Source organism: Burkholderia multivorans ATCC BAA-247 (assembly GCF_000959525.1).
In the GTDB taxonomy this organism is placed as follows: domain Bacteria; phylum Pseudomonadota; class Gammaproteobacteria; order Burkholderiales; family Burkholderiaceae; genus Burkholderia; species Burkholderia multivorans.
Genome location: NZ_CP009832.1, coordinates 609,026 through 629,179, shown reverse-complemented (window position 1 = coordinate 629,179; position 20,154 = coordinate 609,026). Strand labels below are relative to the sequence as shown.

Sequence of the window (20,154 nt, the reverse complement as noted above, 5' to 3'; positions counted from 1 at the left end):
TCCTTTACCGCAACTTGAGGGTGGACAGACCGAACAGGCACAGCATCAACGTGATGATCCAGAAACGCACCACCACCTGCGTTTCCTTCCAGCCGGACAATTCGAAATGGTGATGCAGCGGCGCCATCTTGAAGATGCGCCGCCCTTCGCCGTAACGCTTCTTCGTGTACTTGAACCACGTGACCTGCAGCATCACCGACAGCGTTTCCGCGACGAAGATGCCGCCCATGATGAACAGCACGATTTCCTGGCGCACGATCACCGCGACCGTGCCGAGCGCGCCGCCGAGCGCGAGTGCGCCGACGTCGCCCATGAACACCTGCGCGGGGTGCGTGTTGTACCAGAGGAACGCGAGCCCTGCCCCGCCCATCGCCGAGCAGAAGATCAGCAGCTCGCCGGCGCCCGGAATGTGCGGGAACAGCAGATATTTCGAATAGACGGCGCTGCCCATCACGTACGCGAACACGCCGAGCGACGCGCCGACCAGCACGACCGGCATGATCACGAGACCGTCAAGGCCGTCGGTGAGGTTCACCGCGTTGCTCGCGCCGACGATCACGAAATAGGTCAGCGCGATGAAGCCCCACACGCCGAGCGGATAGCTGATCGACTTCAGGAACGGCAGCATCAGGTCGGCCCGCGCCGGCAGCCCCATCGACAGCCCGCTGCGCACCCACGCCATGAACAGGTCGAAGACGCGCACGTTGTTCGCCTCCGACACGCTGAACGCGAGATAAACGGCCGCGAACAGGCCGATCACCGACTGCCAGAAATACTTCTCGCGCGACGACATCCCGCGCGGATCCTTGTAGACGACCTTGCGGTAGTCGTCGACCCAGCCGATCACGCCGAAGCCGAACGTGACGAGCATCACGATCCAGATGAAACGGTTCGTCAGATCGCCCCACAGCAGCGTCGCGACCGCGATGCCGATCAGGATCAGCACGCCGCCCATCGTCGGCGTGCCCGATTTGACGAGGTGCGTCTGCGGGCCGTCCTTGCGCACGGCCTGCCCGACCTTCATTTCCGTCAGCTTGCGGATCACCCACGGTCCGCACACGAGCCCGATGCCGAGCGCCGTGATGGTGGCCATCACGGCACGGAACGTCAGGTACGTGAACAAGCGCAAAAAGCTTGCGTCTCCTTGCAGCCATTGCGCCAGCGCCAGCAGCATGCTTCCTTCCTTCTACTCAGTGGGCGGCGGGCGTCGTGCCCGCCGCGGGTTGGTTCGTCAGCGCGTCGACCACGCGCTCCATCTTCATGTACCGCGAGCCCTTCACGAGCACCGACGCGTCGGCGCCGTAGCCCGCCGCGAGCAGCGCGTCGACGAGCGTGCCGACCTCGTCGAAATGGCGCGCCGCTTCGCCGTACGCCGCGCAGGCGTCGCGCGATGCGTCGCCGAGCGCGAACAGCGCGTCGATGCCGCGCTCGCGCGCGTATGCGCCTACCTCACGGTGAAACGCCGGCCCTTCGTCGCCGACCTCGCCCATGTCGCCGATCACCAGCACGCGCGGCGCCGGTTGCGCAGCGAGCACGTCGATCGCCGCGCGCATCGAGTCGGGGTTCGCGTTGTACGTATCGTCGACGACCGTCGCGCCGGCGAGGCTGCCCGCGCTCGCGCGACGCACCTGCAGCCGGCCCTTGACCGGTTCGAACGATTCGAGGCCCTGCTTGATCGCCGACAGCGCGACGCCTCCGGCCAGCGCGGCCGCCGTCGCGGCCAGCGCATTGCGTGCGTTGTGCTCGCCGAGCGCGCGCAGCCGCACGGTCAGCGTGCCCGACGGCGTATCGATCGCGAGCTCGCCTCCGTGCAGCCGGCCGGTGACTTGCGCCGCCGTCTGCCGTTCGTCGTCGTGCAGCGCGAAATCGAGAATCCGGTTGCCGGTCGCCGCGACGCGCCAGATGCTCGCGTACGCATCGTCGGCCGGAAACACCGCGACGCCGTCGGGCGGCAGCGCATGGATCACGGCCGCGTGTTCGAGCGCGACGGCTTCGACCGTCGCCATGAACTCCTGGTGCTCGCGCTGCGCGTTGTTCACGAGCGCGACCGTCGGCGCCGTCAGGCGCGCGAGGATCTCCGTTTCGCCCGGATGATTCATTCCGAGCTCGATCACCGCGAGGCGGTGCGCGGCCGTCAGGCGCAGCAGCGTCAGCGGCAGGCCGACGTCGTTGTTCAGATTGCCGGCCGTCGCGAGCCGTGCGTGGGCGCCGACCGCCGCGGCAAAGATCGACGCGATCATTTCCTTCACGGTCGTCTTGCCGTTGCTGCCCGTCACCGCGACGACCGGCAGCGCGAATCGTTTGCGCCAGCCGTGCGCGAGCGCGCCGAGCGCCGCGCGCGTTTCGCCGCCGACGATCATCGGCAGCGCGACGCCCGCCGGCGCCTGCGCGACCAGCGCAGCCGCGGCGCCGCGCGCGGCGACGTCCGCGAGAAAGTCGTGCGCGTCGAAGCGCTCGCCTTTCAGCGCGACGAACAGGTCGCCCGCACCGACGGTGCGGCTGTCGGTCGACACGCGCTCGAACGTCACGTGCGCATCGCCATGAACCGTCGCGCCGGGAATCAGGCGCGCGGCTTCGTCGAGACTCAGCATCGTCATTCGCCGCCTCCCTTGCCGTGCGTCGCGCGCGCCGCGAGCGCGAGCCGCGCGTGGTCCTGGTCGGAGAATGCGCGCTTCTTGCCCATGATTTCCTGCGTTGCCTCGTGTCCCTTGCCGGCGAGCACGACGACGTCCTCGCGCGCCGCGCCGCGCACGGCCTGCAGGATCGCGCTCGCGCGATCCTCGATGCGGCGCGCGCGATCGGGCGCCGTCATGCCGGCGACGATCTGGTCGATGATCGCTTGCGGATCCTCGCTGCGCGGGTTGTCGCTCGTGACGACGACGTCGTCGGCGAGCCGCTCGGCGATCGCGCCCATCAGCGGGCGCTTGGTCGCATCGCGATCGCCGCCGCAGCCGAACATGCAGACGAGCCGCCCGCCGCGCGCGACGGCGATCGGGCGCAGCGCGTCGAGCGTCTTCTCGAGCGCATCGGGCGTATGTGCGTAATCGATCACGACGAGCGGCTCGTCGTTCTGCAGCCGTCCGCCGAGACGCTGCATCCGGCCGTTGACGGGCTCGAGCCGCGCGATCTCGGCAAGCGCCGCGTCGAACGGCACGTCGGCCGCGAGCAGCGCGCCGAGCACGGCGAGCAGGTTGCTGACATTGAACGTGCCGAGCGTGCCGACCTCGACGTCCGCGTCGCCCCACGACGAACGCAGACGGAATGCCGTGCCCGTCGCGGTCGCCCGCACGTCGAGCGCGACCAGTTCGCGATCGGCGTCGAGCGCCTGCTGCGTATCGCCGATCCCGTACGCGATCGTGCGCACGCGGCCCGCGAGTTTTTCGAGCAGGCGGCGGCCGGCCGCGTCGTCGCGGTTCACGACCGCCGCGCGCAGCCCGCGCCAGGCGAACAGCTTCGCCTTCGCCGCTTCGTACGCTTCGAATGTGCGGTGATAGTCGAGGTGATCCTGCGTCAGATTCGTGAAGACGGCGATGTCGAACGCCGTGCCGTTCACGCGCCCCTGATGCAGCGCGTGCGACGACACTTCCATCGCGACCGCCTGCGCGCCGCCATCGCGCAGCTGCGCGAGGCTGCGCTGCAGCTGCGGCGCATCGGGCGTCGTGAAGCCGGTCGGCACGAGATGGCCCGGCATTCCGCTGCCCAGCGTGCCGATGATGGCGCACGGCTGGTGCAGCGCCGTCAGCGCGGCGGCGATCCACTGCGTGCAGGTGGTCTTGCCGTTCGTGCCCGTCACGCCGATCGCGAGCAGGCCGTCGCTCGGATCGCCGTACCAGCCGCTCGCGATCTCGCCGGCGAGCTGGTCGAGCGCCGGCACCGCGAGCGCGACGGGCGCGTTCGGCGTGGCGGCGAGTCCCTCCGGCTGGTACAGCACGGCGGCCGCGCCGCGCGCGAGCGCGTCGGCAATGAATGCGCGATTGTCTGCCCCGTCGACCGCATAGGCGACGAACACGTCGCCGGCCCGAAGGCTGCGCGTGTCCGCATGCAATTGCGCGGCGGGGGCTACATGCTGACGCAGCCACGCAAGCGCGGCTGCGATTTGCTGATGCGCCGGATGGGAACTGCGAGCGGCGCTCATCGAACGACTCCTGGTGAATTGCGTGTGGTGCTGGATACGATCATATGCTTCGCCTTGCCGCCCGCGGCCAGCTTTTGCGCACCGGTCGAAGGCGCCGTAGCGGGCGAATCGTCCGACACGACGAGCTGCTTGATCGGCATGTTCGGCGGCACGTTCAGCGCGCGCAGCGTATCGCCCGCGATCGCCGAGAAGACGGGGCCGGACACCTGTCCGCCGAAGTGGCTGCCGGCGGTCGGCTCGTCGACCGACACCGCGACGACGATCCGCGGATTCGGCATCGGCGCCATCCCGACGAACGACGCGCGGTACTTGCGCGTATATCCATGGCCTTCATGCTTGTACGCGGTACCGCTCTTGCCGCCGACGCGATAGCCGGGCACCGCCGCATCGGGCGACGTGCCGCCCGGCGCGACCACGGTCTCGAGCATCGCCCGCACTTCGCGCGCGGTGGTCGGTGTAAACACCTGCGTACCGGCGATCGGCTGCTTGGGGTCGGTCTTGAAAATGGTCACGGGCATCAGTTCGCCGTCGTGCGCGATCGCCGTGTAGGCGCGCGCGAGCTGGAACAGCGAGGCGGACAGCCCGTAGCCGTACGACATCGTCGCCTGCTCGATGCGGCGCCAGCTCTTCCACGGACGCAGCCGGCCCGCGGCCGCGCCCGGGAAGCCGACCTTCGGCGCCTGGCCGAGGCCGATGCTCGTATACATGTTCCACATTTCCTCGGGCCGCATCGTCATCGCGATCTTCGTCGCGCCGATGTTGCTCGACTTCTGGATCACGCCGCCGACCGTCAGCGTGCCGAAACCGGCATCGTCGGTGATCGGCGCGCCGTCGAGCACGAAATGCCCGTTGCCCGTTTCGACGAGCGTATTCGGCGTCACGCGGTGCAGGTCGAGCGCGAGCGACACCGTAAAGGGCTTCATGATCGAGCCCGGCTCGAACACGTCGGTCAGGATCCGGTTGCGCAGCTGCTCGCCGGTCAGCCGCGAGCGGTCGTTCGGGTTGTACGTCGGATAGTTGACGAGCGCGAGCACTTCGCCGGTACGCACGTCGACGACCATCGCCGCGCCGGCCTTCGCCTTGAACTTCTCGACGGCGGCTTTCAGGTTCGCATACGCGATGTACTGGATCTTGCTGTCGATCGACAGATCGACGTCCGTGCCGTTGTGCGGCGGAATCTGCTCGGCGACGTCCTCGACGATGTGGCCGAGGCGGTCCTTGATCACGCGGCGCATGCCGGACGTGCCCGACAGCAGCTTCTGGTCGCCGAGCTCGACGCCCTCCTGCCCTTCGTCCTCGACGTTCGTGAAGCCGATCAGGTGCGCGGTGATCTCGCCTTCCGGATAGAAGCGCTTGTATTCGTTGCGCTGATAGATGCCGGGAATGTCGAGCGCGGCGACCTTGTCCGCGATGTCGATCGGCACCTGGCGCTTCACGTAGACGAAGCCTTTGTCTTCCGACAGCTTGACGCGCAGCTCCTTCGGCGTCATGCCGAGCAGCTTGCCGAGCTGGTTGATCTTGTCGGCGCCGAGATCGTCGGGCACCGCGTCCGGAATCGCCCAGATCGCGCGCACGGGCAGGCTCGTCGCGAGCACGAGCCCGTTGCGGTCGAGGATCTTGCCGCGCGTGGCCGGCAGTTCGATCGTGCGCTGATACCGGCTTTCGCCCTGCTTCTGATAGAACGCGTTGCCCGGCCCCTGGATCCAGAAGGCGCGGGCCGCGAGCGCGACGAACGCCATGAACAGCATGAACACGACGAGCTTCGAGCGCCACATCGGCAGATGCACGGACAGCACGGGGCTCGACGAGAACTTCACGTCGTGGCGCTTCTGCGGAGGCTTCTTCATCGCGCGCCTCCCTTGCCCTTGCCGGCCGAGTCGGCCGATGCGGGGATCGGCGCGTCGACGGCCTTCGCGGCGCCCGGCGGCAGCGTCAGGTACTGCGTGCGGCCGGTCGTGATCGGCTGCATCTTCAGCGAGTCGTTCGCGAGCTGCTCGATGCGCGACGTTTTCGACAGCGCGCTCTGCTGATATTGAAGCTGCGCGTAATCCTGCTGGAGCTGACGCTCCTGCGATTGCGCGCGCTGCAACTGGATGAAGATCTGCCGCTGCTGGTTCGTCGAGTTGACGACGGACAGCGCACAGCCCATCACGATGATCAACAGGAAGATGTTGAAGCGGCTCATGGCGTGACGCGCTCCGCAATGCGCATCACGGCCGAACGGGCTCGCGGGTTGGCGACCACTTCCGCTTCACTCGGAAACTGGCGGCCGATGATCTTGAGCGGCGGGCTCGGGAGGTCGACGGCACGGATCGGCAGGCGACGATCGACCGCAGGCGCACTGGCGTGCGCCTGCATGAATCGCTTGACGATCCGGTCCTCGAGTGAATGAAAGCTGATGACCACCAGCCGCCCCCCTTGCTCCAGCAACGACAATGCCGCGTCTAGTACGACTTGCAGGTCCGCAAGCTCTTGATTGACGTGAATCCGTATAGCCTGAAAGGTGCGGGTTGCCGGATCCTTGCCCTTCTCACGGGTTTTGACGACGTGACCCACGATTTGGGCAAGCTCGCCCGTGCTGTCGAGAGGCCCGAGACGGTCGGACTCTGCCCGGCGAGCAACAAGCGCCTTTGCAATCTGAAAAGCAAACCGTTCTTCCCCATAATCTCGTATCACCTCCGTCAGTTCCTGCAGCGAAGCCCGCGCGAGCCATTCCGCCGCCGATTCGCCGCGCGTCGGATCCATACGCATGTCCAGCGGACCATCGGCGCGGAAGCTGAAGCCGCGCGCCGGATCGTCCACCTGCGGCGAGGACACGCCCAGGTCCAGCAATACACCCGACACCTTCTCGATGCCGCGCGCCGCAAGCGCGCCGCGCATCGAGGCAAAGCTGTCATGCACGATCGAGAAGCGCGCATCGGCCATCGCCTGCGCCGTCTCGATCGCTCTCGGATCCTTGTCGAACGCGATCAGCCGCCCGGCCGGCCCGAGCCGCGCGAGCACCGCGCGGCTGTGACCGCCGCGCCCGAACGTGCCGTCGACGTAGATGCCGTCCGGACGCGTCACGAGCGATTCGACCGCTTCGTCCAACAGCACCGTCCGATGCTGCAATTCGTTTCCCATCGCGGGCGTCTCCGTCACCGCAATCAGAACGTGAAGTTCTTCAGCGCGTCGGGCATGCCCTGCGCCATCGCTGCCTGCTCCTTCGCGATGTAGGTCTGCGAATCCCACAGCTCGAAGTGACTACCCATTCCCAACAACATGACTTCCTTTTCCAGCCCCGCTGCCATGCGCAGCTCGGGCGATACGAGAATCCGGCCCGCGCTGTCGAGATCGACATCCATCGCATTGCCGAGAAAAATCCGCCGCCACCAGTGCGCGTCCATCGGCAGCGCGGCGATCTTGGCGCGGAACACCTCCCATTCAGGGCGCGGAAACAGCAACAGGCAGCCGTCCGGGTGCTTGGTCACAGTCACCCGTCCTTCTGCCTGTCCTTGCAGCGCTTCGCGATAGCGAGCCGGCACCGACATCCGCCCTTTCGCATCGAGCGTCAGCGCCGACGCCCCTTGGAACACGTTCCGCTCTCCCGTTCAGGGCACCGAAGCACCCGCTCTCAAGGCTGAGAATTTAGCCGGATTAGCCCGCCAAATCACACAAAAATACACTTTCTCACACTGTCTCCCACTTTAGAGGAAGGGTGTGGCACGGTCAAGGGAGCGGCCCGCTTTTTTGACGAATTTTGTTAGTTAGAACAAGGACTTACGCGCACATGCTCATGCAGCCCCTTATCCAAAAACCGTTATAAATGAATGAGCTAGTGCAACTTGTGAAGGTGATACGTGAGAAGGGCCGGGCAGACGGGGACGGGGACAGGACTTTCGGGGACGGGAAAACGCGGACGAAACGGGCGGGTTGGACGGGGTGGCCGGCGCGGCACGTCGTCCGCCGCCGGCGCGCATCTTACAGGTAGTACGCCGTGCGCGTCATGATTTTCGACGCGGCGCGCATCAGCATTCGCGCGGGCAGCGGCAACTCGATGCCGCCGGCATCCGTGGCCGCCTTGCCGTGCTTCGCTTCGTCGACGCGCATTTGCTCGACGATCGCGCGCGACGCCGTATCGCCGGCCGGCAGGTCCGACAGGTGGCCGTCGAGATGACTCTCGACCTGGCGCTCCGTCTCGGCCATGAACCCCAGGCTCACCTTGTCGCCGAGCGTGCCGGCCGCGACGCCGATCGCGAGTGCGCCCGCGTACCACAGCGGATTCAGCACGCTCGGACGCGAATCGAGCTCCTTGAGGCGATGGGCCGTCCACGCGAGGTGATCTTCCTCCTCGCGCGCGGCGTCCTCGAACATCGCCTTGGCGGACGGCGAACGTGCCGTGAGCTTCTGCGCCTGATAGAGCGCCTGCGCGCAGACTTCGCCGACGTGATTCACGCGCATCAGCCCGGCCGCGTGCGTGCGCTCGGCCGGTGTGAGCTCGGCGGCCGGCGCCTCGGCCGGCGCGGGCACCGGGCGGCTCATCCGGCTGATACCCGTAAGCGACCGCAGCCCGCGGTCGAATTCGCTGATCAGTTCATCCAACACCATCCTGTTCTCCTGGCTGCATGTGCCGCCGCCGCGAATGGCGAAGGCACGCGTCCCGCTGCGTAAACGACTTGATTCTTCAGCGGAAATTGCGGTTAACCCGTGATTTTAACCATTGTTGCATAAAGGAAACATGCCGAGGTTGCGGTACGGCATTTCGCTTTGTGGCAAAAATCCGTTTTGCTACATTACGAGCGACTTCTTGCGAAGTTGACGGGGGCAGCCGGCAAAACATAACTACCCGCCCCGACAGAAAAATTCAGTGATTCTTGGAGATCCGTTAATGAAAAAGTCGCTTCTCGCGCTCGTCGCGCTGGGCGCGTTCGCTGGCGCTGCCCATGCGCAAAGCAGCGTGACGCTTTACGGCATCATCGATGAAGGTTTCATCTTCAACAACAACGCGAAGGGCCAGCACCTGTACGGTCTGAGCAGCGGCGTCATGCAGGGTAGCCGTTTCGGCCTGCGCGGCACCGAAGACCTCGGCGGCGGCCTGAAGGCGATCTTCACCCTCGAAAACGGCTTCGACGTGAACTCGGGCAGGCTCGGCCAGGGCGGCCTGATGTTCGGTCGTCAGGCCTATGTGGGCCTGTCGAGCCAGTACGGCACGGTCACGCTGGGCCGCCAGTACGACTCCGTCGTCGACTTCGTCGGCCCGCTCGAGGCAGGCGACCAGTGGGGCGGCTACATCGCCGCTCACCCGGGCGACCTCGACAACTTCAACAACGCGTACCGCGTGAACAACGCGGTGAAGTACACGAGCCCGACCTACGGCGGTTTCTCGTTCGGCGGCCTGTATAGCTTCGGCGGTCAAGCGGGCCAGTTCTCGAAGAATCAGGTCTGGTCGCTCGGCGCCGGCTACAACAACGGCCCGCTGGTACTCGGTGTGGGTTACTTGAACGCACGTACGCCGAGCAACTTCGGCGGCATGTTCAACAACGGCTCGGCGACTTCGAACAGCGTCTTGAGCTCGCCGATTTATGGCGCATATGCAAACGCGAACACCTATCAGGTGATCGGCGCGGGTGGTGCGTACACGTTCGGCGCAGCGACGATCGGGGCAACGTACTCGAACGTCAAGTTCAAGAACTTCAACTTCGGCCCGTACACTGGCCAAACCGCGACGTTCAACAACGGCGAAATCAACTTCAAGTATCAGTTGACGCCGGCGCTGATCCTCGGCGCAGCGTACGACTACACGCAAGGCAGCAAGATCGACGGCAACTCGGCAGCCAAGTATCACCAAGGCTCGCTGGGCGTCGACTACTTCCTGTCGAAGCGGACCGACGTCTACGTGATCGGCGTGTACCAGCACGCCTCGGGCAAGACGCTCGACCCGACGAACCCGACCGGCACGCCGATCAACGCAACGGCTTCGATCAACGGTCTCGATCCGTCGGCGACGAGCAACCAGGTCGCAGCGCGCGTCGGCATCCGTCACAAGTTCTAATCAGCTTGTCTGACAAGCCGCAGCATATTGAAGGCGCCTTCGGGCGCCTTTTTCTTTTTTCGGCGCGCGTACGCGCCTGCGGCCGCTTGAACTCGGCGCTCGACGATGCGTGATCCGCTCGCGGATCACCGCGCAACGGGTGACCGCAGCAGCGGCATTCGTCGAGCCGTGCCATGCGCGTCCTCGTCGCGCCACGCAGCGGCGGCCTTGCAATTGCGACGACGCTTTTCGCGCAGGCAAACAAAAAGCCCGGCATAGGCCGGGCTCGTCCTGCGGTCCGCTCGCTCGAGCGTTGCGCCGTTACGCGCGTCCGTCGCGCAGTTCTCGCCGCAGGATCTTGCCGACGTTCGTCTTCGGCAATTCCGTGCGGAATTCGACGAACTTCGGCCGCTTGTAGCCGGTCAGGCGCTCCTTGCAGTACGCAAGCAGATCCTTGTCGGTCAGCGCCGGATCCTTCTTCACGACGAAGAGCTTCACCGCTTCGCCCGAGTGCTCGTCCGGCACGCCGACCGCGGCCACTTCGAACACGCCCGGATGCGATGCGACGACGTCCTCGACTTCGTTCGGATAAACGTTGAAGCCGGATACGAGAATCATGTCCTTCTTGCGATCGACGATCTTCACGTAACCGCGCGCATCCATCACGCCGACGTCGCCGGTCTTGAAGAATCCGTCCGGACACATGACCTTCGCGGTTTCCTCCGGGCGGTTCCAGTAACCGGCCATCACTTGCGGCCCGCGGATGCAGATCTCGCCCGGCTCGCCCAGCGGGACGTCGTTGCCGGCATCGTCGCGAATCGTGACTTCGGTCGACGGCAGCGGCAGCCCGATCGTCCCGCTGTATTCGGTCGCCGTGACCGGATTGCAGGTCGCGACCGGCGACGTTTCGGACAGCCCGTAGCCTTCGACGATCGCCGTATGAGTCTTTTCATACCAGCGCTTCGCGACGCCTTCCTGGATCGCCATCCCGCCGCCGTTCGCAATCACGAGCTTCGACAGATCCAGTTGGCCGAAGTCGGGATGATTCAGCAGCGCGTTGTACAGCGTGTTGACGGCCGGAATCGTCGAGATTTGATAGCCCTTCAGCTCCTTGATCATTCCGCCGATGTCGCGCGGATTCGGAATCAGCACGCCCATGCCGCCGGTGCGCATCGTCAGAAAGCCGCAGACGGTCAGCGCAAACACGTGATAGAGCGGCAGCGCGACAACCGTCACGAACTGTTTCACATCGGGATACTTGTCGTGTGCAGGCTGATGCCACGCGCCGGCCTGCAGCACGTTCGACACGATGTTCCGGTGCAGCAGCGTCGCGCCCTTTGCGACGCCGGTCGTGCCGCCCGTGTATTGCAGGAATGCGACGTCGTCGGGGCCGAGCTTCGGCGGCTTGAACGTTTGCCGCGCTCCTTCGGCGAGCGCCGCATTGAAGCGCGTAAAGGACGGCAACTGCCAGGCCGGCACCATCTTCTTCACGTTGCGCACGACGTAGTTGACGATCCAGCCCTTGATGCCGAGCAGATCGCCCATCGACGCGACGACGACGTGCTTGATCGCCGTATTCGCAATCACCGCCTGCAGCGTCGACGCGAAATTCTCGAGAATGACGATCGCTTCTGCACCACTGTCCTTCAGCTGATGCTCGAGCTCACGCGGCGTGTAGAGCGGGTTCACGTTGACGACCGTATAGCCGGCACGCAGCACGGCCGCAATCGTGATCGGGTACTGGAGCACGTTCGGCATCATGATCGCGACGCGCGCGCCGCGGGCGAGGCCGCGCGACTGCAGCCACGCGCCGAAGCGGCGCGACAGCGCATCGAGTTCGCCGTACGTAATCGCCTTGCCCATGCAGACGAATGCCGTACGGTCGCGGTATTGCGTGAAGCTCTCGTCGAGGAGGTCGGGAACGGATGGATACGGAGACGCGTCGATTTCGGCTGGAACGCCGGGCGGGTACGATTTCAGCCAAATTTTTTCCATACTGCGCGTCTCCTCACGGATTTTCGAATGGTCGTGCTAAAACGCATCGTAGCGGGTCGCCCGTCGCGAGACAACAGGGTTAGACGTCCCCTTCGAACGGGGGACGATGCTCGCCCGACGCGCGTGCGTCCGTTCGCTCAGGCGGGTTCGACTTCGACCAGACAGTCGTAGAACGTCGCCGAATTGCCGAGATCGGTCAGCGCCTGGCTCGTGACCTCGTTCGCGTTGCGGCCGTCGGGCGACAGCTTCTTCCACCAGATCGACAAGCCGACGACGAGCCCCGCACGCGCGCGGTCCGTCACTCTCGCGACGGCCTGCATCGATCCGCGGTCGTTGAAGATGCGCACGAGATCGCCGTCCGCAATGCCGCGCGATGCGGCGTCCGCCGGGTGCATGTCGAGGTGCGGCTGCCCTTCCGTGCTGCGCAGGCTCTCGACGTTGACGAACGTGCTGTTCAGGAAGTGGCGCGCCGGCGGCGAAATCATCGCGAGCGGGTAACGGGCCGCGAGCTCCGGCGCCGCTTCGGCCGACTCGAAAGGCGGCAGATAGTCGGGCACCGGATCCAGACCCATTTGCTCGAGCCGCGCGCTGTAGAACTCGCACTTGCCGGACGGCGTGCGGAACCCGCCGTTTGCAAACGGCGCATCGGGCAATTTCAGCTTCAGCCAACCTTCGCGCTTCAGCGTGTCCCAATCGCTGTCGAGCGAAGGGTCGTCCCATCGAAGCGCCGCGCGCGCGACTTCCTCGTCGGAGTGATAGAGCGCCGGCTCGTCGATCCCCATGCTGCGCGCGATGCCGCGGAAGATTTCCGTGTTCGGCCGTGCCTCGCCCACGGGCGGAATGGCCGGCAGGTTCGCCATCACGTAGGTGTGCCCGTACGATTTGTGGACGTCCAGGTGCTCGAGCTGCGTCGTCGCCGGCAGCACAATATCGGCGAAATCGACGGTATCCGTTTTGAAATGCTCGAGAACGACGGTGAACAGGTCTTCGCGTGCGAACCCGGCCGCGACCTTCGACGAGTCGGGTGCGACGGCAACGGGATTCGAGTTGTAGACGATCACCGCCTCGATTTTCGGACCGAACGCCGCATCGCCCGGGTGCAGCAGCGCATCGCCGATCGCATTCATGTTGATGATGCGCGGCAGCTTGTGCGGCCAGCCGGGGATCAGATCCGGGCGCAACAACGCGGGCTGATTGATTGGCGCGAATTCCGACGACGACAGCAGCAGGCCGCCCGCGCGGTCGCGCCAGGCACCGGTCAGCGCGGGCAGGCTGGCGATCGCGCGCACCGCATTGCCGCCGCCGCGCACGCGCTGCATACCGTAATTAAGGCGGATCGCTGCCTTGCGCGTCGCGCCGTAACGGCGGGCAAGATCGATCAGTTCCGACGCATCGATACCGCAAATCTGCGCGACGCGCTCCGGCGGATACGACAGCGCGCGCGCCTTGAGTGCGTCGAATCCGAGCGTATGGTCGGCGATGTAATCGTGATCGAGCAGATTCTCGGTGATCAGCACGTGCATCATGCCGAGCGCGAATGCCCCGTCGGTGCCGGGCTTCAGCGCGATGTGCTGGTGGCACTTTTCGGCGGTCAGCGACCGATACGGATCGATCGCGACGAGCCGCGCGCCACGCCGCTTGGCTTCCTGCGCGCGGGTCCAGAAATGCAGGCTCGATGCGATCGGATTGGCGCCCCAGATCAGGATCAGTTCGCTTTCCTCGAAATGCTCGAGATGCATCCCGACGCTGGCGCCATAAGTGAAGCGCAGGCCGGCGGCGCCGGCCGCCGCGCAGATCGTCCGCTCGAGGCGGGACGCGCCGATCTTGTGGAAGAAGCGCTGTGCGATGCCTTCGCCCTGCACGAGACCCATCGTTCCCGCATAGCTGTACGGCACGATCGCTTCGGGCGCGCGCGTCGCAATGTCCCCCAAACGGCGACCAATTTCGTCGAACGCATCGTCCCAACTGATCGGCGCGAAGCGCCCTTCGCCTTTCGCGCCGATGCGCTTCAGCGGCACGGTAAGACGGTCCGGATGATGAACACGCTCCGCATATCGGCTGACCTTCGTGCAGAGGACGCCTTGCGTCGGCGGATGGTCGGGGTCGCCTGCGACTTTGATCGCCCTTCCGTTCTCGACAGTCACGCGCATGGCGCACGTATCCGGACAATCATGCGGGCAGACGGCCCGAGCAACGTGGGTGGCGGCGTTCATTGTTGTGGGTGCGAAGATGGGGATTCGCAAATTTTACGTGGACCTGCCGGATAAAGCGCTCATTCCGTACAGGTCGCGGGCTTTATTTGAAGATGGGGCTAGGCGGGCCGGTCGGAGGAGAAGAATCGGAGATCGCAGCGGCGCATTTGGCCGGCGCTCGGGCCGACAGCGCATTTCCGGCGCCACAAATGCAAAAACCCCCGCCTGATCAGGCGGGGGTTTTTGGCTTAGGGAGCCTGACGATTACCTACTTTCACACGGGAATCCGCACTATCATCGGCGTAGAGTCGTTTCACGGTCCTGTTCGGGATGGGAAGGGGTGGGACCGACTCGCTATGGTCATCAGGCAAAGAGGGTTGTTGCGTTGCTTCGCAGCGCAACCAATCGGGAAGAAGCAGTAATTTTGGGTTGTGCGTATCGCACTCGAGAATCCAACGTGTCGCTTTGGATCGCAGCCGGTGCTGTCGCACGGCGCCGATCTACAAGGCAGACTTGTTATAGGATCAAGCCTTACGGGCAATTAGTATCGGTTAGCTGAACGCATTACTGCGCTTACACACCCGACCTATCAACGTCCTGGTCTCGAACGACCCTTCAAGGAGGTCAAGCCTCCAGGGATATCTCATCTTAAGGCGAGTTTCCCGCTTAGATGCTTTCAGCGGTTATCTCTTCCGAACATAGCTACCCGGCGATGCGACTGGCGTCACAACCGGTACACCAGAGGTTCGTCCACTCCGGTCCTCTCGTACTAGGAGCAGCCCCCTTCAAATATCCAACGCCCACGGCAGATAGGGACCAAACTGTCTCACGACGTTTTAAACCCAGCTCACGTACCTCTTTAAATGGCGAACAGCCATACCCTTGGGACCGGCTACAGCCCCAGGATGAGATGAGCCGACATCGAGGTGCCAAACACCGCCGTCGATATGAACTCTTGGGCGGTATCAGCCTGTTATCCCCAGAGTACCTTTTATCCGTTGAGCGATGGCCCTTCCATACAGAACCACCGGATCACTATGACCTGCTTTCGCACCTGCTCGACTTGTCGGTCTCGCAGTTAAGCACGCTTATGCCATTGCACTATCAGCACGATTTCCGACCGTACCTAGCGTACCTTCGTACTCCTCCGTTACCCTTTGGGAGGAGACCGCCCCAGTCAAACTGCCTACCATGCACTGTCCCCGATCCGGATCACGGACCAAGGTTAGAACCTCAAACAAACCAGGGTGGTATTTCAAGGACGGCTCCACCGAAACTAGCGTTCCGGTTTCATAGCCTCCCACCTATCCTACACAGATCGGTTCAAAGTCCAATGCAAAGCTACAGTAAAGGTTCATGGGGTCTTTCCGTCTAGCCGCGGGTAGATTGCATCATCACAAACACTTCAACTTCGCTGAGTCTCGGGAGGAGACAGTGTGGCCATCGTTACGCCATTCGTGCAGGTCGGAACTTACCCGACAAGGAATTTCGCTACCTTAGGACCGTTATAGTTACGGCCGCCGTTTACCGGGACTTCAATCAAGAGCTTGCACCCCATCATTTAATCTTCCGGCACCGGGCAGGCGTCACACCCTATACGTCCACTTTCGTGTTTGCAGAGTGCTGTGTTTTTATTAAACAGTCGCAGCCACCAGTTTATTGCAACCCCTTCACCCTTCCAGCGCAGGCTGGTCAAGCTACAAGGGCGTACCTTATCCCGAAGTTACGGTACCAATTTGCCGAGTTCCTTCTCCCGAGTTCTCTCAAGCGCCTTAGAATACTCATCTCGCCCACCTGTGTCGGTTTGCGGTACGGTCATCGTTAGACTGAAGCTTAGAGGCTTTTCTTGGAACCACTTCCAATTGCTTCGCGACCGAAGTCGCTCGCGCCACACCCTTGAATCCTGCGCCCGGATTTGCCTAAGCGCCTTCTCCAATGCAGCGACCGGGACGTCCAACACCCGGACAACCTTCCGCGATCCGTCCCCCCATCGCATCTAACGACGGTGCAGGAATATTGACCTGCTTCCCATCAGCTACGCATTTCTGCCTCGCCTTAGGGGCCGACTCACCCTACGCCGATGAACGTTGCGTAGGAAACCTTGGGCTTACGGCGAGGGGGCCTTTCACCCCCTTTATCGCTACTCATGTCAGCATTCGCACTTCCGATACCTCCAGCACCCTTTACAAGGCACCTTCGCAGGCTTACGGAACGCTCTCCTACCATGCGTGCAAGCACGCATCCGCAGCTTCGGTATATGGCTTAGCCCCGTTACATCTTCCGCGCAGGACGACTCGATCAGTGAGCTATTACGCTTTCTTTAAAGGGTGGCTGCTTCTAAGCCAACCTCCTGACTGTTTTAGCCTTCCCACTTCGTTTCCCACTTAGCCATATTTGGGGACCTTAGCTGGCGGTCTGGGTTGTTTCCCTCTTGACACCGGACGTTAGCACCCGATGTCTGTCTCCCGTGATTGCACTCTTCGGTATTCGGAGTTTGCTATGGCGGGGTAATCTGCAATAGACCCCCCAACCATGACAGTGCTCTACCCCCGAAGGTGAGACACGAGGCACTACCTAAATAGTTTTCGGAGAGAACCAGCTATTTCCAGGTTTGTTTAGCCTTTCACCCCTATCCACAGCTCATCCCCTAACTTTTCAACGTTAGTGGGTTCGGACCTCCAGTACGTGTTACCGCACCTTCATCCTGGCCATGGATAGATCACCTGGTTTCGGGTCTACGCCCAGCAACTGAACGCCCTATTCGGACTCGCTTTCGCTACGCCTGCCCTATACGGTTAAGCTTGCTACTGAACGTAAGTCGCTGACCCATTATACAAAAGGTACGCCGTCACCCCTTACGAGGCTCCGACTGTTTGTATGCATGCGGTTTCAGGATCTATTTCACTCCCCTCCCGGGGTTCTTTTCGCCTTTCCCTCACGGTACTGGTTCACTATCGGTCGATCACGAGTATTTAGCCTTGGAGGATGGTCCCCCCATCTTCAGACAGGATTTCACGTGTCCCGCCCTACTTGTCGTACACCTAGTTCTTTCATACTGTTTTCGCCTACAGGGCTATCACCTGCTATGGCCGCACTTTCCAGAGCGTTCGGCTAACAATACGAATAAAGAGTACAAGGCTCATCCCATTTCGCTCGCCACTACTTTGGGAATCTCGGTTGATTTCTTTTCCTGCGGTTACTTAGATGTTTCAGTTCACCGCGTTCGCTTCACATGACCTATGTATTCAGTCATGGATACTCCATACGGAGTGGGTTTCCCCATTCGGACATCCCCGGATCAAAGCTTGTTTGCCAGCTCCCCGGGGCTTTTCGCAGGCTACCGCGTCCTTCATCGCCTGTGATCGCCAAGGCATCCACCACATGCACTTGTTCGCTTGACCCTATAACGAGTCTGTCTCGTCGACAGTCGTTACAGGTTGAGTTCTCGCGTGTCGCTCAGCGTCAGTGCTTTAGCACTTACGCGGAGCCCACACTACGTGTGTGCCGTATTCCAAATTGAGCCGAACAATGAAGTTCGAATCATCTTGAGATACATCGATACAATCACAACCCGGATAGTTTCCACGTCCATCTCATAAGACGCTTCCGCTATCCAAATTACTTACTTCTTCCTGATTGTTAAAGAACGACAGCCGATACAGTTTCCTGCATCACTCTGACTGGCTCAATCGCCAATGCCAAATCCTCGGTTCGCTTTCGAACCAAGCACTTCGCATTGAAGATTGTGGTGGAGGCAGACGGGATCGAACCGACGACCCCCTGCTTGCAAAGCAGGTGCTCTCCCAGCTGAGCTATGCCCCCATACAGAGACCACTCAGGTTTCTTCTCGCCAGACAACTTGGTGGGTCTGGTTGGATTCGAACCAACGACCCCCGCCTTATCAAGACGGTGCTCTAACCGACTGAGCTACAGACCCCTGAGTCTGTCTTGATTACAGCCGATAAGCGTGAGCGCTCAACTTCGCGAGATAGCTCTGGAAAGGAGGTGATCCAGCCGCACCTTCCGATACGGCTACCTTGTTACGACTTCACCCCAGTCATGAATCCTACCGTGGTGACCGTCCTCCTTGCGGTTAGACTAGCCACTTCTGGTAAAACCCACTCCCATGGTGTGACGGGCGGTGTGTACAAGACCCGGGAACGTATTCACCGCGGCATGCTGATCCGCGATTACTAGCGATTCCAGCTTCATGCACTCGAGTTGCAGAGTGCAATCCGGACTACGATCGGTTTTCTGGGATTAGCTCCCCCTCGCGGGTTGGCAACCCTCTGTTCCGACCATTGTATGACGTGTGAAGCCCTACCCATAAGGGCCATGAGGACTTGACGTCATCCCCACCTTCCTCCGGTTTGTCACCGGCAGTCTCCTTAGAGTGCTCTTGCGTAGCAACTAAGGACAAGGGTTGCGCTCGTTGCGGGACTTAACCCAACATCTCACGACACGAGCTGACGACAGCCATGCAGCACCTGTGCGCCGGTTCTCTTTCGAGCACTCCCGAATCTCTTCAGGATTCCGACCATGTCAAGGGTAGGTAAGGTTTTTCGCGTTGCATCGAATTAATCCACATCATCCACCGCTTGTGCGGGTCCCCGTCAATTCCTTTGAGTTTTAATCTTGCGACCGTACTCCCCAGGCGGTCAACTTCACGCGTTAGCTACGTTACTAAGGAAATGAATCCCCAACAACTAGTTGACATCGTTTAGGGCGTGGACTACCAGGGTATCTAATCCTGTTTGCTCCCCACGCTTTCGTGCATGAGCGTCAGTATTGGCCCAGGGGGCTGCCTTCGCCATCGGTATTCCTCCACATCTCTACGCATTTCACTGCTACACGTGGAATTCTACCCCCCTCTGCCATACTCTAGCCTGCCAGTCACAAATGCAGTTCCCAGGTTGAGCCCGGGGATTTCACATCTGTCTTAACAGACCGCCTGCGCACGCTTTACGCCCAGTAATTCCGATTAACGCTCGCACCCTACGTATTACCGCGGCTGCTGGCACGTAGTTAGCCGGTGCTTATTCTTCCGGTACCGTCATCCCCCGACTGTATTAGAGCCAGGGATTTCTTTCCGGACAAAAGTGCTTTACAACCCGAAGGCCTTCTTCACACACGCGGCATTGCTGGATCAGGCTTTCGCCCATTGTCCAAAATTCCCCACTGCTGCCTCCCGTAGGAGTCTGGGCCGTGTCTCAGTCCCAGTGTGGCTGGTCGTCCTCTCAGACCAGCTACTGATCGTCGCCTTGGTAGGCCTTTACCCCACCAACTAGCTAATCAGCCATCGGCCAACCCTATAGCGCGAGGCCCGAAGGTCCCCCGCTTTCATCCGTGGATCGTATGCGGTATTAATCCGGCTTTCGCCGGGCTATCCCCCACTACAGGACATGTTCCGATGTATTACTCACCCGTTCGCCACTCGCCACCAGGTGCAAGCACCCGTGCTGCCGTTCGACTTGCATGTGTAAGGCATGCCGCCAGCGTTCAATCTGAGCCAGGATCAAACTCTTCAGTTCAAACCTGTTACTGTTTTCGGTTCTCTCGAACCGGTCGCTCACTCAAAGCTGACAGGTCATATGAATTGCTTCATAAACCTGACTTACTTTAGTGTGAGACTCTTGATACTTTTGCTATCCCGATCCGAAGATCAGGTCTCGCTCACATCAAGCGCCCACACTTATCGGCTGTTAGTTTTTAAAGAACATATCTGCGAGCAGATCGTCTTGCTCAGCAGCGCTGCGTTGTCAGCAGCAGAGAAGCGAGATTATGAACACTGTTTCGCAGTTCGTCAACAACTTTTTTCACTA

11 protein-coding genes, 2 tRNA genes and 3 rRNA genes are annotated in these 20,154 nt (G+C 62.1%); 1 reads left to right on the top strand and 15 read right to left on the bottom strand.

All coding sequences use genetic code 11. The features are described from left to right. Positions 1-4 precede the first annotated feature (4 nt). The 8 genes from mraY to coq7 form a co-directional block, all read right to left on the bottom strand. Positions 5-1,174, bottom strand: coding sequence for a phospho-N-acetylmuramoyl-pentapeptide-transferase (mraY, locus tag NP80_RS15360; protein WP_006400444.1), 1,170 nt, complete (start codon positions 1,172-1,174; stop codon positions 5-7). Between the two features lie 16 nt (positions 1,175-1,190). Further along, positions 1,191-2,597: a UDP-N-acetylmuramoyl-tripeptide--D-alanyl-D-alanine ligase gene (locus NP80_RS15355; protein ID WP_045593890.1), complete on the bottom strand. Its 1,407-nt coding sequence runs from the start codon at positions 2,595-2,597 to the stop codon at positions 1,191-1,193. Beyond that, a complete protein-coding gene (locus tag NP80_RS15350; RefSeq protein ID WP_006412210.1) occupies positions 2,594-4,135 on the bottom strand; it encodes a UDP-N-acetylmuramoyl-L-alanyl-D-glutamate--2,6-diaminopimelate ligase in 1,542 nt (513 codons plus the stop codon). The genes NP80_RS15355 and NP80_RS15350 overlap by 4 nt, the downstream gene beginning before the upstream one ends. Next, the gene (locus NP80_RS15345) at positions 4,132-5,982 is read right to left on the bottom strand and encodes a peptidoglycan D,D-transpeptidase FtsI family protein (protein ID WP_006407644.1); all 1,851 of its coding nucleotides are present in this window, start codon (positions 5,980-5,982) and stop codon (positions 4,132-4,134) included. The genes NP80_RS15350 and NP80_RS15345 overlap by 4 nt, the downstream gene beginning before the upstream one ends. After that, positions 5,979-6,320, bottom strand: a complete 342-nt coding sequence (gene ftsL / locus NP80_RS15340; protein WP_006407645.1) for a cell division protein FtsL — start codon at positions 6,318-6,320, stop codon at positions 5,979-5,981. Before ftsL ends, NP80_RS15345 begins: the two co-directional genes overlap by 4 nt. Then, positions 6,317-7,258 carry a 16S rRNA (cytosine(1402)-N(4))-methyltransferase RsmH gene (gene rsmH / locus NP80_RS15335; protein WP_006407646.1) on the bottom strand — a complete coding sequence of 314 codons (942 nt, stop codon included), beginning with the start codon at positions 7,256-7,258 and terminating at the stop codon, positions 6,317-6,319. Before rsmH ends, ftsL begins: the two co-directional genes overlap by 4 nt. Before the next feature lie 23 nt (positions 7,259-7,281). Then, positions 7,282-7,710 carry a division/cell wall cluster transcriptional repressor MraZ gene (gene mraZ / locus NP80_RS15330; RefSeq protein WP_006400450.1) on the bottom strand — a complete coding sequence of 143 codons (429 nt, stop codon included), beginning with the start codon at positions 7,708-7,710 and terminating at the stop codon, positions 7,282-7,284. A gap of 385 nt (positions 7,711-8,095) precedes the next feature. Further along, positions 8,096-8,722 (bottom strand): 2-polyprenyl-3-methyl-6-methoxy-1,4-benzoquinone monooxygenase, encoded by a 627-nt coding sequence (gene coq7, locus NP80_RS15325; protein ID WP_006407647.1) that lies wholly within the window; start codon positions 8,720-8,722, stop codon positions 8,096-8,098. Between the two features lie 280 nt (positions 8,723-9,002). On the opposite strand from coq7, the gene NP80_RS15320 reads away from it, so the two are divergent. Further along, positions 9,003-10,166 carry a porin gene (locus NP80_RS15320; RefSeq protein WP_006407648.1) on the top strand — a complete coding sequence of 388 codons (1,164 nt, stop codon included), beginning with the start codon at positions 9,003-9,005 and terminating at the stop codon, positions 10,164-10,166. Positions 10,167-10,466: 300 nt separating this feature from the next. Here the strand turns inward: NP80_RS15320 and NP80_RS15315 are convergent, their stop codons facing one another. The 7 genes from NP80_RS15315 to NP80_RS15285 all read right to left on the bottom strand — a co-directional run bounded on the left by NP80_RS15315 (position 10,467) and on the right by NP80_RS15285 (position 19,863). Continuing rightward, positions 10,467-12,140, bottom strand: coding sequence for a long-chain fatty acid--CoA ligase (locus tag NP80_RS15315; protein ID WP_006407649.1), 1,674 nt, complete (start codon positions 12,138-12,140; stop codon positions 10,467-10,469). Positions 12,141-12,277: 137 nt separating this feature from the next. Then, positions 12,278-14,353: a molybdopterin-containing oxidoreductase family protein gene (locus NP80_RS15310; protein ID WP_035948672.1), complete on the bottom strand. Its 2,076-nt coding sequence runs from the start codon at positions 14,351-14,353 to the stop codon at positions 12,278-12,280. 234 nt (positions 14,354-14,587) lie between these two features. Continuing rightward, positions 14,588-14,700, bottom strand: a 5S ribosomal RNA gene (gene rrf / locus NP80_RS15305). Positions 14,701-14,852: 152 nt separating this feature from the next. Further along, positions 14,853-17,733, bottom strand: a 23S ribosomal RNA gene (locus tag NP80_RS15300). Between the two features lie 345 nt (positions 17,734-18,078). Next, positions 18,079-18,154: transfer RNA gene (locus tag NP80_RS15295), tRNA-Ala, on the bottom strand. A gap of 38 nt (positions 18,155-18,192) precedes the next feature. After that, positions 18,193-18,269, bottom strand: a tRNA-Ile gene (locus tag NP80_RS15290). A gap of 61 nt (positions 18,270-18,330) precedes the next feature. Then, a 16S ribosomal RNA gene (locus NP80_RS15285) occupies positions 18,331-19,863 on the bottom strand. Together the 16S, 23S and 5S rRNA genes with 2 tRNA genes alongside form the textbook arrangement of a ribosomal RNA operon. Positions 19,864-20,154: the final 291 nt, after the last annotated feature.

Coding starts and splice junctions, on each gene's coding strand:
- mraY (WP_006400444.1), bottom strand. CDS start 1,174: ATGCTGCTGGCGCTGGCGCAATGGCTGCAAGGAGACGCAAGCTTTTTG.
- NP80_RS15355 (WP_045593890.1), bottom strand. CDS start 2,597: ATGACGATGCTGAGTCTCGACGAAGCCGCGCGCCTGATTCCCGGCGCG.
- NP80_RS15350 (WP_006412210.1), bottom strand. CDS start 4,135: ATGAGCGCCGCTCGCAGTTCCCATCCGGCGCATCAGCAAATCGCAGCC.
- NP80_RS15345 (WP_006407644.1), bottom strand. CDS start 5,982: ATGAAGAAGCCTCCGCAGAAGCGCCACGACGTGAAGTTCTCGTCGAGC.
- ftsL (WP_006407645.1), bottom strand. CDS start 6,320: ATGAGCCGCTTCAACATCTTCCTGTTGATCATCGTGATGGGCTGTGCG.
- rsmH (WP_006407646.1), bottom strand. CDS start 7,258: ATGGGAAACGAATTGCAGCATCGGACGGTGCTGTTGGACGAAGCGGTC.
- coq7 (WP_006407647.1), bottom strand. CDS start 8,722: ATGGTGTTGGATGAACTGATCAGCGAATTCGACCGCGGGCTGCGGTCG.
- NP80_RS15320 (WP_006407648.1), top strand. CDS start 9,003: ATGAAAAAGTCGCTTCTCGCGCTCGTCGCGCTGGGCGCGTTCGCTGGC.
- NP80_RS15315 (WP_006407649.1), bottom strand. CDS start 12,140: ATGGAAAAAATTTGGCTGAAATCGTACCCGCCCGGCGTTCCAGCCGAA.
- NP80_RS15310 (WP_035948672.1), bottom strand. CDS start 14,353: ATGAACGCCGCCACCCACGTTGCTCGGGCCGTCTGCCCGCATGATTGT.